General features: G+C 70.9%; 13 protein-coding genes. 10 read left to right on the top strand and 3 right to left on the bottom strand.

The window, feature by feature from the left end; genetic code table 11:
• Positions 1–84: 84 nt before the first annotated feature.
• Positions 85–1,827 carry an ABC transporter substrate-binding protein gene (locus tag V6U86_RS15460; RefSeq protein WP_334503627.1) on the top strand — a complete coding sequence of 581 codons (1,743 nt, stop codon included), beginning with the start codon at positions 85–87 and terminating at the stop codon, positions 1,825–1,827.
• A 156-nt stretch (positions 1,828–1,983) separates the two neighbouring features.
• Positions 1,984–2,853, top strand: a complete 870-nt coding sequence (locus V6U86_RS15455) for an AraC family transcriptional regulator (RefSeq protein ID WP_334503625.1) — start codon at positions 1,984–1,986, stop codon at positions 2,851–2,853.
• Between the two features lie 165 nt (positions 2,854–3,018).
• Here V6U86_RS15455 and V6U86_RS15450 read toward each other — a convergent pair whose 3' ends face one another.
• A complete protein-coding gene (locus V6U86_RS15450; protein WP_334503623.1) occupies positions 3,019–3,444 on the bottom strand; it encodes an SRPBCC family protein in 426 nt (141 codons plus the stop codon).
• On the opposite strand from V6U86_RS15450, the gene V6U86_RS15445 reads away from it, so the two are divergent.
• The 3 genes from V6U86_RS15445 (at position 3,422) to V6U86_RS15435 (ending at position 5,206) form a co-directional block, all read left to right on the top strand.
• On the top strand, positions 3,422–4,033 hold the full coding sequence (locus V6U86_RS15445) for a LysR family substrate-binding domain-containing protein (protein WP_334503621.1): 612 nt from the start codon (positions 3,422–3,424) through the stop codon (positions 4,031–4,033). The two genes, V6U86_RS15450 and V6U86_RS15445, sit on opposite strands and share 23 nt — an antisense overlap.
• A gap of 65 nt (positions 4,034–4,098) precedes the next feature.
• Positions 4,099–4,380 carry a hypothetical protein gene (locus V6U86_RS15440; RefSeq protein WP_334503619.1) on the top strand — a complete coding sequence of 94 codons (282 nt, stop codon included), beginning with the start codon at positions 4,099–4,101 and terminating at the stop codon, positions 4,378–4,380.
• A gap of 457 nt (positions 4,381–4,837) precedes the next feature.
• Positions 4,838–5,206 (top strand): nuclear transport factor 2 family protein, encoded by a 369-nt coding sequence (locus tag V6U86_RS15435; protein ID WP_442934946.1) that lies wholly within the window; start codon positions 4,838–4,840, stop codon positions 5,204–5,206.
• A 9-nt stretch (positions 5,207–5,215) separates the two neighbouring features.
• Here the strand turns inward: V6U86_RS15435 and V6U86_RS15430 are convergent, their stop codons facing one another.
• Positions 5,216–7,360, bottom strand: coding sequence for a S9 family peptidase (locus V6U86_RS15430; RefSeq protein ID WP_334503615.1), 2,145 nt, complete (start codon positions 7,358–7,360; stop codon positions 5,216–5,218).
• Positions 7,361–7,446: 86 nt separating this feature from the next.
• Here V6U86_RS15430 and mshB point away from each other — a divergent pair, with 86 nt between their 5' ends.
• The 3 genes from mshB (at position 7,447) to V6U86_RS15415 (ending at position 9,410) form a co-directional block, all read left to right on the top strand.
• Positions 7,447–8,373, top strand: a complete 927-nt coding sequence (gene mshB / locus V6U86_RS15425) for an N-acetyl-1-D-myo-inositol-2-amino-2-deoxy-alpha-D-glucopyranoside deacetylase (protein WP_334503613.1) — start codon at positions 7,447–7,449, stop codon at positions 8,371–8,373.
• 17 nt (positions 8,374–8,390) lie between these two features.
• The gene (locus tag V6U86_RS15420; RefSeq protein ID WP_334503870.1) at positions 8,391–8,828 is read left to right on the top strand and encodes a hypothetical protein; all 438 of its coding nucleotides are present in this window, start codon (positions 8,391–8,393) and stop codon (positions 8,826–8,828) included.
• Between the two features lie 117 nt (positions 8,829–8,945).
• On the top strand, positions 8,946–9,410 hold the full coding sequence (locus V6U86_RS15415) for a hypothetical protein (protein ID WP_334503611.1): 465 nt from the start codon (positions 8,946–8,948) through the stop codon (positions 9,408–9,410).
• A gap of 45 nt (positions 9,411–9,455) precedes the next feature.
• Here the strand turns inward: V6U86_RS15415 and V6U86_RS15410 are convergent, their stop codons facing one another.
• Positions 9,456–10,463, bottom strand: a complete 1,008-nt coding sequence (locus V6U86_RS15410; RefSeq protein ID WP_334503609.1) for a GNAT family N-acetyltransferase — start codon at positions 10,461–10,463, stop codon at positions 9,456–9,458.
• Positions 10,464–10,542: 79 nt separating this feature from the next.
• Between V6U86_RS15410 and fdxA the strand changes: the two genes are divergently transcribed.
• Together fdxA and dapC are read left to right on the top strand one after the other, a co-directional pair.
• Complete coding sequence (gene fdxA / locus V6U86_RS15405; RefSeq protein ID WP_007464872.1) at positions 10,543–10,869, top strand: ferredoxin; 327 nt, start codon at positions 10,543–10,545, stop codon at positions 10,867–10,869.
• Complete coding sequence (gene dapC / locus V6U86_RS15400; RefSeq protein WP_334503868.1) at positions 10,866–11,969, top strand: succinyldiaminopimelate transaminase; 1,104 nt, start codon at positions 10,866–10,868, stop codon at positions 11,967–11,969. The genes fdxA and dapC overlap by 4 nt, the downstream gene beginning before the upstream one ends.
• Positions 11,970–11,986: the final 17 nt, after the last annotated feature.

The following is an 11,986-nucleotide window of genomic DNA, read 5'->3' as shown; positions in this document are numbered from 1 at the left end:
AGGTTTTCTTCCTTACGATCCTCGGGACGTCGGTGGTTCTCGCCCCGACGAAACCGCACGGCACATGGGTGAAGGGGGTACTTCATGCGACCACGCGTGGCGGTTGCCGCAGGCGGCGCGATCGCTCTGGTTGTGGCATTGGGTGCGTGCTCGAAGAACACGGGCGAGGGCACCACTGTGGACACCGAACGGCAGCAGACCGGGGTCATCGCGACCGACCCCAAGGACTCGCAGGGGCCGGCGGCCGAGGTGAGCGGCGCTGCGAAGGGCGGCACCTTCACCATCATCCGGGAGTCGCCGATCTCCCACCTGGATCCGCAGCGGACGTACTCGTTTGCCGGTCTGATGGCCAACCCGCTCTTCGCCCGCTACCTGACCACCTGGAAGGACGACGGCAAGGGCGGCCTGGTCCTGGTGGGCGACCTGGCCGAGACCCCGGGCAAGAACGTCAACAGCGACTGCAAGGTCTGGGAGTTCAAGGTCAAGGACGGGGTGAAGTTCGAGGACGGTCGCCCGATCACCTCCAAGGAGATCGCGTACGGCATCGCCCGCTCCTTCGACCCGGACCTGTCCGGCGGCCCGACCTACATCCAGGAGTGGCTGGCCGACAGCCCGCAGTTCGACACCAAGTGGGACTTCAAGAAGGACAAGACGTCGCTGCCGCCGGGCCTGAGCACGCCGGATGACAAGACGCTGCGCTTCGAGTTCGCCAAGCCCCGCTGCGACCTGCCGTTCGCGGTCTCGCTGCCGACCACCGCGCCGCTGCCGGCGGACAAGGACACCGGCGTCGACCTGGACAAGCAGCCGTTCTCGTCCGGCCCGTACAAGATCGCCAAGAACCAGGTCGGCGTGCAGCTCACCCTGGACCGCAACACCAACTGGGACCCGAACACCGACCCGGTGCGGCACCAGTACCCGGACCAGTTCGTCTGGACCTTCGGCCCCACCGCGGACGCCGCCAACAACCGGGTGATCGCCGACAACGGCGCCGACCAGAGCGCGCTCGCCTTCAACGCCGTGCCCGCCTCGCTGGTCGCCAAGGTGGTCGGTGACGCCACGCTGAAGTCGCGCAGCATCCTGTCGCCGACGCCGAGCGCCAACCAGCTCGTCATCAACAACCAGCGGGTCAAGGACCTCAAGGTCCGCCAGGCGCTCAACTACGCCATCGACCGCGAGGGCATGATCAAGGCGCTCGGCGGGCAGACCGTCGCCGCGCCGCTGACCACGCTCATGCCGCCGGCCACGATCGGCTACAAGGCGTACGAGGCGTACCCGGCGGGACCCAACGGTGACGTCGCCAAGGCCAAGGAGCTGCTCGGCGGTCAGACGCCCGAGCTGGTCCTCGGTGTCGCCGACAACTCGACCGAGCAGCAGCAGGGTGCCCAGCTCAAGGCCAACCTGGAACGGGCCGGCTTCAAGATCACGCTGCGGAACATCTCCGACGACGCGAAGCTCGACGAGATCAAGAAGAAGGACAACCCCTGGGACCTGTACATCGGTAACTGGGCGGCGGACTGGCCGAGCGGCGCGTCGATCCTGCCGGTGCTCTACGACGGCCGCACCATCAAGGCCGAGGGCAACAGCAACCAGTCCTACTTCAACGACCCGACGATCAACGCCGAGATGGACCGCATCCTGGCGCTGGCCCCGGCCGAGCAGGGCCCGGAGTGGGCCAAGCTCGACGAGCGGATCATGAAGGAGTACGCGCCGGTGGTGCCGCTCTACGTCGACGTGGCCTACAACGTGCACGGCTCCAAGGCCGGCGGAGTCTTCATCTCCAGCGTCTTCGGCTACCCGTCGTTCGTGAACGCGCACGTCAAGCCGTAAGGCACACCGCAGAGATTCAGGGGCCCCCTCCCGACAACGCCGTCGGGAGGGGGCCCTGTCGTCGTTCGGAAGTCCGGCCACCTGATCAGATCGGACCGCTACGGTCGGGTGCGCGGCAGGGCCCTTCGGTCAGGCTTGACGTCGAAAGGAGGCCTCGTGATCGCGGCACTCAACCAGCTTGTCGACCTACTCGAAGAGCACCTCACCGAGGAATTCGACGTCAACGCAGCGGCCAGGGCAGTCGGCACCACCGAGTACCACCTGCGCCGGATGTTCTCGTCGTTGGCCGGCATGCCGCTGTCCGAGTACGTGCGCCGACGCCGCATGACCGTCGCCGCCGCCGACATCGTTCGGGGCGAGGACGACCTGCTGAGCATCGCCGTCCGACACGGATACGGCTCGACCGAGGCGTTCGGACGTGCGTTCCGGGCGGTCCACGGTGCCAGCCCCGGCGACGTACGCCGCGATGGAGGCCCCCTTCGCACACAACCGCAGCTCAGGTTCCGCCTGACCGTCGAAGGGATCATCCCCATGCATACCCGCATCGTCGACCGCCCCACGTTCCGGCTGGTCGGACACGCGGCCCGGGTCCCACTCATCCACCACGGCATCAACCCACACATCCAGCAGCACATCGCCGGACTGCCACCGCAGGAGCATCTCCGGCTCAAGGCACTCAGCGACACCGAACCCGCCGGGCTGCTACAGGTCAGCGACGACGTCGAGGCCGAGGCCACCGAGGGCAGCGAACTGACCTACCTGCACGGGGTCGCGGTGTCCCGAGACACGCCGGTCCCCGACGACCTCGACGCCATCGAGGTGCCGGCCGGCCAGTGGGCGGTGTTCCGCACCGCCGGACCCCACCCGCAGGCCCTGCAGACAGCCTGGGCGGCGACCGCGACCGAGTGGTTCCCGTCCAACCCGTGGCGACTGCGGCCGGGCCCCTCGGTGGTTGCCATCCTCGACCGGGCGGAGGACTTCAGCACCGCGACCTGCGAACTGTGGCTGCCCATCGAGCCAGCGTGACGGACCCGGGCGTACGTGTCCGGTGAGCCTCAGGGGTCCCCCTCCCGACAACGCCGTCGGGAGGGGGCCCTTCTGTTCTGCTGGACAGGTCACGAGACCGGACCTCGGTGGGCGAGCGCGCCTGATCGCCCGCATCTGCGGTGTCTCGACGAGATCCCTGAACTCTCAGGCGGCATTCGCGGTGAGTGTCTGGTGCAGTGCGGCCAGGCCGTCCCGGTAGATGCCGCGGAACAGGGCGACGGCCTCCGCATCGGTGACGCCAACCGGCGTGAAGGTGCCGGACCACTGCACGCGGGCCCCGTCCTGTCCGGGCACCTCGTGCACCGTGATGGTGGAGAGGTAGTCGGTGATGGGGAATGGCGCCTGGAGGATGGAGTAGCTGTAGCTGCGGGCCTCGTTGTCGAAGGCTTCGAGGCGCTCGACGATGACGCCGCCGTCCTCGTTCTTGAGGGTGCGGACGCGTCCGCCCTCGCTGAGTTCGCTGCTGGGGATGTAGGGCAGCCAGTCGGGAAGCGAGTCGAAGCCGCCGATGAGCTGCCAGGTGCGCTCTGGCGTAACGGGGATGTCAATGAACTCGGTGGCGGTGGCCACGGGATTCTCCTCAGAAAGTCAGGCTGCGGGTACGGGCGCGGTGTCGGCGATCAACTTCTCCTCGCGCAGCGCCGTCCAGAAGGCGGCCGGCACCGTTTCGCCGAGGGCGGCCACGTCTTCCGCGATGCGGCCGGGCTTCGTGGCGCCGGGGATCGCGGCGACCGTGGCCGGGTGGGCGAGAGAGAACTGCAGCGCGGCGGCCTTGACGCTGACCCCGTGTCGCGCGGCGAGTGCCTTGATCCGCTACACCTTTGACCTGAACGGGCAGCCGTGGATCGCGGTGGGCGACTCACAGGACCCGGCCTGGCGGGACACGTTCGTCGCGTCGTGCGTGGCCGCCGGCTTCACGCCGGACATCGGCCTCAACGCGGCCGATCCGCTCACCGCGCTGGGCCTGGTCGCCTCCGGTCTCGGCCTCGCGCTCGTGCAGCGGAGCATGGTGCGTGGCACGACCCAGGGCATCGTGGTGCGGGAAATTCCCTGGTACGGGGGGTCCGTGCAGCTGTGGGCCGCGTGGCACCGGGTCGATCTTCGGCCCGTGGTGGCGTCATTCCGCGAAACCGTCCTCGGTGAACCGGGCGCCGACTGAGCGGTCACGAGGTGGTTGCCGGACACCAAGCAGGGCCAGATGCGGGCGTCTCCTACCGTGATGACATGCAGTGGTATCTCTTGATCGCCGGCATCGGGCTCGCGACGGGTGTCACGGTCCTCATGCTCAAGCGCAGACGTCGTCGGCCACTCAGCGCCGAGGAGACGGCAGCCCTCGCGCGAGCCGCCATGCGAGCCATGCGTCGTAACTCGCCGCGCTCTAGTCACGACACCTTCCATCGTGGCCGCGGCGTTCCCGACCGGCACTCTGCCGCCATCATCGAGAACGCCACCTATGGAGACGCCGCGAACTTCGATACCGGCGGTGGCGGAGGGGGAACGGACTGACGTTCGGGCCGTCGTCGCCGTCGCCGTCGTCGCCGTCGCCGTCGCCGTCGCGGTCCGGTAGGGGTGAGTGGTGGCCGTGAACTGGTCGCGCCGCTGCCAGCCGCTCGGCGGTGCCGTTCGCAGCCAACGGAGAACTGGGCGGCGGGCAGGCGCCACAGGAGATCTTGGACACTTTCCGTTAGGCGCGAACGGAAAGTGTCCAAGATTCACGAATGCAGTGCGCGCCAGCGGCGAGTACCCCGAGTCGCGGTCACTCTCGGGTGCGGAAGCAGGGCGGCTCACTCCAGGTGATCTTGGTGGTTCGGCCGTGAGCAGGTAGGTCGTCGTTGGGCGGATCGGCGCTCGCCACGTTGTCGTTGGGCGGGACGCAGCGCTTGCCACGTTGTCGTTGGGCGGATCAGGGCTCGCCACGTTGTCGTTGGTGGAGGTTAGGGTCCGGGCCGTGGATGACACCTCGATGGCGCGGCAGACCGCCCACGCCTACGTCGATCTTCTGGAGCGCCGCGACTGGGCCGGGTTGGCCACCCTGCTCACCGATGATGTGGTCTACGAGATGCCGCAGACCCGGGAGCGCATTCGCGGCAGGGACGCTTTTCTGCGGTTCAACATTGAGTACCCCGGTGACTGGCACCTGCACCCGCGACGGGTGATCGCCGATGGCCGCCTCGCTGCCCTGTTGCTCGACGTTCGGGTCGGTGTTGAGCAGCAGGAGGCGTGCGTCTGGTTGGAGATTTCCGAAGACGGGCTGATCGCCAAGATCATCGACTACTGGCCCGAGCCGTACGACCCGCCGCCGGGCCGGGAACACCTCGTGGAACGGTGGTGATTGCGCCGTTCACCGCAGATGGGTACGGAGAAATTCCAGCTCCAGGGGGAGCAGCCGCTCGGCGGTGCCGTTCGCGGCCATGTGGGTGGCCCCGGTCAACGGCAGCACGGCGTGCGGTCGGCCGGCGCTCAGCAGAGCTGCGGAGAGCCGCAACGTGTGCGCGGCCACCACGTTGTCGTCCGCCATCCCGTGCACCAGCAGCAAAGGGCGGGCCTGGTCCGGGCTGGTGACCGGCTCGGCGGCCAACTCGACCAGCGAGTGGTGCGCGTAGATGTCCAGGCCGTCTTCCGGCAACCCCAGATAACGCTCGGTGTACGCGGTGTCGTACAGCGCCCAGTCGGTCACCGGGGCGCCCGCGATGCCGCACTTGAACAGCTCCGGGTGGCGTAGCACCGCCAACCCGGCCAGCCACCCGCCGAACGACCAGCCGCGCACCGCCACCCGTTCCAGGTCCAGATCGGGGTGCTTACCGGCGAGCGCGGTCAGCGCGTCGATCTGGTCGGCGAGGATCACGTCGGCGACCCGCCGGTGGATCGCCTTCTCGAACGACGGCGCCACGCCCGGCGTACCCCGGTTGTCGATGGTGACCACCGCGAAGCCGGCGTCGGCCCACCACTGCCGCTCCAACCACGCGGCCCGCGCCGCCACGACCTCCTGGTGCCCGGGGCCGCCGTAGATGTCCAGCAGCACCGGCAGCCGCCGGCCCGTCACGTGGTTGTCCGGGTAGAGCACCGCCGCCGGCAGCCGCCGATCGGTCACCCGTTCCAGCAGCGGCAGCGGCGAGTAGGGCGGGGTGGCGGCGAACGAGCGCAGCTCGGCGATCTCCTGATTGCCGCGGCGGACCGTCCAGCGCACCCCGGCGTGATCGAGAGAGGCGACGCCGACGGCCAGCACGTCCCCGCCGACCGAGGCCGTGTACCAGCCGGAGTCGGTGGTGAGCCGGCGCGCGTCCACCCCGCCGCCGATGGTGGTGCGGATCCGGAACAGGTGGCGCTCGCTCGGCTCGCCGTCGCTCGCCTCCACCAGCAGGTCGGCCGGGCCGGCGGCGGCCGGCAGCCGACCAACCACCCGCCGCACGTACAGCGACGGCGGGGTGAGCAGGGTGCCGTCCGCGAACAGGCACCGGGCGTCGTACCCGTCGTGGGCCAGCTCCCCGCCGACCAGCACCCGGCCGTCCGGCAGATGGGCGGGGGTGCCGGCGATCGGTTCGACCCAGCGCGGATCGGCCAGCTCGGCGTGCACCTGCGTCTCACCCGTTCGTGGGTCCACCGCCAGCACCAACCCGTGCTGCTGCGAGCGGCGCAGCACGGTGATCAACGGGCTGCCCTCACCCCAGCTGACCCCGGTCAGGTACGGGTACGTCTCCCGGTCCCAGTGCACGTCGACCCAGCCGTCGTCCAGGTCCAGTAGGTGCAGGCTGACCTCCGCGTTCGGCCCACCAGCCCGGGGGTACGCGACGGCCGTCGGCGGGCTGGCCGGCTGCGCCGGGTCGTGCAGGTGCCACCGCTCCAGGCGGGACTCGTCGACCCGGGCAGCGAGCACCGAACGACCGTCCGGCGCCCACCAGTACCCCCGATACCGGCCGAACTCCTCCGACGCGATGTGCTCGGCCAACCCCCAGCTCACCCCGGCGTCCTCGCCGGCCAGCAGGGTGTCGGTGCCGTCGGGGTCGATCACCCGCAGCTCACCCCGACGCACCCCGTCGGCCGCGTCCGTCACGTACGCCAGCCGTTGCCCGCTCGGGTCCGGACGTGGGTCCAGCACCGGGCCGACGGCCGCCACCTCCACCACGTCGCCGTGCACCAGGTCGGCCCGGAACAGCCGCCCGGCCAGCGCGAACACCGCAACCCGGCCGGCCGCGTCCAACGCGTACGAGCCGATGCCGGCGGCGCTGAGCCGCAGCCGCTCGCGCAGCGCGCGTTCACCGGGGGAGAGGGACCGGGCATCCCCGCCCTCGCCCAGCAGGGTCGCCGGATCGGCGACCAGCCGCTCCTCGCCGGTGCCCACGTCCAGCAGCCAGAGCGCGTCCGCCGGATCCTCGGGCCCGGCGGAGCGCAGGAAGATCACCCGGGAGCCGTCCTCAGCCACTGAGACAGCGCGCGGCGCGCCGTGGCTGAACCGGCGGGTGCGGGCGGCCAGCTCCGGAAAGTCCACACGCCAAATCGTAGAGCCGGAGCGGGGGTGATGTGGCCGACCTGGGTGGACGCGTCAGCCTTGGCTGGGCCGAACCGCCAGTTAGAGTGACCGTCGTGACGATGCTGCCCGACCGCCGCCTGCTGCTGGTCCACGCGCACCCCGACGACGAGTCGATCGGCACCGGCTCGACGATGGCCCACTACGCCGCCGCCGGCGCGCACGTCACGCTGGTGACCTGCACGCTCGGCGAGGAGGGCGAGATCCACGTGCCAGCGCTGGCCCAGCTCGCCGCCGCCGAGGCCGACCAGCTCGGCGGGTACCGCGTCGCCGAGCTGGCCGCCGCGTGCGCCGCGCTCGGCGTCAGCGACCACCGCTTCCTCGGCGGTGCCGGGCGCTACCGCGACTCCGGGATGATGGGGCTCGCGACCAACGAGCACCCCCGGGCGTTCTGGCAGGCCGACCTCGACGAGGCCGCCGGGCATCTGGTGGAGATCATGCGGGAGGTACGCCCGCAGGTGCTCGTCACATACGACCCGAAAGGCTTCTACGGCCACCCCGACCACATCCAGGCGCACCGGGTGGCCATGCGCGCCGTCGAGCTGGCCGCCGCCGAGGGTTGCGCCCCGGTCAAGGTCTACTGGACGGCCATGCCGCTCAGCGTCCTGGAGGCCGGCATGGCGCACTTCGCCGAGTCCGCCGACAACCCGTTCGGCGGCATCGAGGACATCGCCGACCTGCCCTTCGGCACCCCGGACGCCCAGATCGCCGCCCGAATCGACGGCACCGACCAGCACCTGGCCAAGGAGGCCGCGATGCGGGCGCACGCCACTCAGATCCCGGCCAACTCCTGGCTCTACTCGATCGCGGGCAACTTCGGCGGCGAGTTCATGGGCGTGGAGTTCTTCACCCTCGCGGTCGGCGAGAAGGGGCCGGGCACCGGGCCGTACGGCTGGGAGGACGACCTCTTCGCCGGCCTGCCTGCGGAGGCCGCCCCGGACCGGTCCCCGGTCGCGGCGGCGGGTCTGCGGTGACCCTGCCGGCCGCACCGATGACGGTCCTCGACGATCAGGAAGCTCCGCCGCCGGCGGGGCCACCGCCGCGCCTGCTGGACCTGGGCATCCGGCTGGTCGGCGCGGTCGTCGTGGTCGTCGCCGGCGTGGTGACCGGCGTGCTGGAGCTGCTGCTCGCAACAGCCCGCGTCGGCGGGCAACTGATCGGCGTGTCGGTGCTCCTCGCCATCGGCGCCAACATCATCTTGAGCTGGTTCGCGTACGAGGCGGTCGGCCGTCGCTGGGCGGTGGCGCTGCCGGCGGTGCCGTGGTTCGCGCTGATGGCGGTCGCGGCCATCCGGACCAACGAGGGCGACCTGCTGCTGGCCGGCGACAACTGGGTCGGGCTGGCCATGATCGTGGCGGGCGCGATGACGTTCGCGGTGATGGGTTTCCGGCAGATCCTCGCCCCGCAGCCGCCGCTGCTCGGCAGCTGACGCCCGGCTGCTTCGTCGGCGGACGTCGGGCTGATGACGTCTCCCAGGTAAGGATGGTAGATATTCCTGCCAGGGATGCGGTCCCCACGATGGGGCGTACGGCAGGAGGGTCCGGCGATGGACAAACGGTGGCGTGACCTCGGGGTGCTCGTAGCGGCGCTGTTCGCGGTCAACGTGGTCGCCCGACTGATCACCCAGTTCGGCTTCGACGGTGACGACACCGCCGCCGACCGGGTGTCGCTGGCGATGTTCGCGGTGATCGGGCTGATCCTCGCCGTGGTCGCCTTCCGCTGGGGTCGTCGCCGGCCGTTGGCGGGTTGGGCCGCTGACATGGCCCTCGTGGTGCCGGTGGCGATGCTGCTGACCGTGTTGGTCGGGGCCCTGCTGGTCGGTCACAACCCGTTCGCCGGCGGTGCGGCGACCTTCTTCGCCCAGATCTGGCTCTACCTGCTCGCCAGCGGCGCGGGGTTGTTGATCGGTTACCTGGTGCTCACCGCGCTCGGCCGTGACTACCGCTCTCAGCAGCTCAAGCGGTACGCGGAGGTCAAGGCCGCCAAGCCCCGCCGGGTCGTCCGCCGCTGACCCAGCCGGCCCTGCCGGGCCGAGTCGGGCCGGGCCGGGCCTGGGTCAGTTCGGGGCGACCCGGGTCAGGTAGGTGTGGTGGGTGACGAAGCCGAGTCGCTGGTAGAGCGCGACCGCCGCCGTGTTGCGCTGCTCGACCTGAAGGAACGCGTGCGTCGCGCCGCTGGACGCCCCCCAACTGGCCAGGTCGTGGATCACGCGGCGGGCCAACCCCTGTCGGCGGGCCGCCGGCAGGACCTCGATCAGGCTCAGGCCCAGCCAACGCCCCTGGCCGGTCACCGTGCCGCGGCCGACGGCCACCAGCGCGCCGTCGGCGTACACGTGGGCGAAGCGGACCTGGTCCACGGCGGTGAGCACGTGTCGGGCGGCGTCCGGAAGGCCGCCCTTGCGGCCGGCGGCGATCGCCAACCACGCGTCGCTGGGCGCGGTGGCCAGCTCGACGCTCGCTGCGCGCGACCCGCCGGCCACCCCGCCGCCCTGCCCGCCACCCCGTTCGCCGGCCGACCCGCCACCCAGTGTCGACGTCAGCGAGGGTAGCGGCGCGGTCTGCACCAGCGTCGGTGGGCGGGCGCCCCAGCCGCGGGCGTCCAGTTCGGCGCCGACCGGTGCGGCGAGCGGCAGCGGCGTGTTGATCAACGCGGGTTGGCCCAGGTCGGCGTACCAGCGCTCCACCGCGTCCACCGCTGCGGCCAGTGGTCGGTCCGGATCGCCGATCGGCAGTGCCGAATTGGCGCGCCCGGTCCAGCCCTCGGCCGACCGGAGCAACCAGTCACCGAGCCGGCCCCGGGTCGGTGCCGGCCAGGCCTCGTCGGCGGCCCGCTCCAACGCCACGACCGCGGCGGCGGTCGGCCGCCGGGTCGGCGGTACACGCTTGGCCCGGTGGACCTGCGCCACCGGAACCCGCAGCTGCCCCTGCGCGGTGGCCAGCGTGAGATGAGTCTCGCTCAGCTCGACCAACTCGCCGAGGGCGTCGGAGAATAGCGGGCGGCCCTCGCGAATCCCCACAATCCGGCGGACCACGATCCGGTGTCCCACATCCTGCTGTCGGAGCACGATCGACCCCCTCCCCGGCGAGATACTAGGCTCTTACCGTCGCGGGAGATCGCGACGTGTCTTGCGGAGGAGAAGACCGGTGACCTACATCATCGCCGAGCCGTGCGTGGATGTGCTCGACAAGGCATGCATCGAGGAGTGCCCGGTCGACTGCATTTACGAGGGCAACCGGATGCTCTACATCCACCCCGACGAGTGCGTCGACTGTGGTGCCTGTGAGCCCGTCTGCCCCGTGGAGGCGATCTTCTACGAGGACGACGTCCCGGAGCAGTGGAAGGACTACACCGGCGCGAACTACGAGTTCTTCGAGGACCTGGGCTCGCCCGGTGGCGCCTCGAAGATCGGCAAGGTGGAGAAGGACGCCACCTTCGTCGCCGCGCAGCCGCCACGCGGCGAGGGGCACTGAACCGGCCCGCGCCGGTCTCGTCGCGGCTGCCCGAGTTCACCTGGGACACCCTGGACGCCGCGGCCACGCTGGCCGCGGCGCATCCGGAGGGCCTGATCAACCTCTCCATGGGTACGCCTGTCGACCCGGTGCCCGAGGTGATCCGGCGGGCGTTGGCTGACGCGTCCGATGCTCCCGGTTACCCGCTGACCGCCGGCACCCCAGCGTTGCGGGCCGCCATCGCGGCGTGGGTGGCCCGAGCCTGTGGCGCCGGCGTCGACGGTCTCGGTGTGCTGCCGACGATCGGCTCGAAGGAGCTGGTGGCCTGGCTGCCCACGCTGCTCGGCATCGGCCCGGGTGACGTGGTGGTGGTGCCGTCGATCGCGTACCCCACCTATGAAGACGGCGCCCGGCTGGCCGGTGCCACCGTCGTCCGTACCGACTCGCTCACCTCGCTCGGGCCGACCCCGCGGGTCCGGTTGGTCTGGGTCAACTCGCCCGGCAACCCGACCGGCCGGGTGCTGCCCGCGGCGCACCTGCGCAAGGTGGTCGACTGGGCCCGCGAACGCGGCGCGGTCGTCGCGAGCGACGAGTGCTACCTGCCCCTGGGCTGGTCGGCCGAGCCCGTTTCGGTGCTGTCTCCGCAGGTCAGCGGGGGCAACTATGCCGGCGTGCTCGCCGTGCACTCGCTCTCCAAGCGGTCCAACCTCGCTGGCTACCGGGCCGGGTTCGTCGCCGGTGACCCGGCGCTCGTCGCCGAGTTGCTCAAGGTGCGCAAGCACGCGGGCATGATCGTGCCCGCGCCGGTGCAGGCGGCCATGGTGGCCGCGCTGGAGGACGAGCGACACGCCGAGGAGCAGCGGGAGCGTTACCGCGCCCGGCGGGAGGTGCTCACCGCGGCGTTCACCGGTGCCGGGTTCACCGTCGAGCACTCCGAGGCGGGCCTCTACCTCTGGCTGACCAGGGGTGAGGACTGCTGGCAGACGGTCGACTGGCTGGCCCGACGTGGCATCCTGGTCGCCGCCGGCGTCTTCTACGGCCCCACGGCCGGGCAGTATGTCCGGGTCGCGCTGACCGAGTCCGACGAGCACATCGCCAGCGTCGCGGCCCGCCTCGCCTGATCGCGGTCCGGGCGGTC

Source organism: Micromonospora sp. CPCC 205558 (assembly GCF_036902955.1).
Taxonomy (GTDB): Bacteria; Actinomycetota; Actinomycetes; order Mycobacteriales; family Micromonosporaceae; genus Micromonospora.
This window is presented reverse-complemented; position numbering and strand designations above follow the sequence as displayed.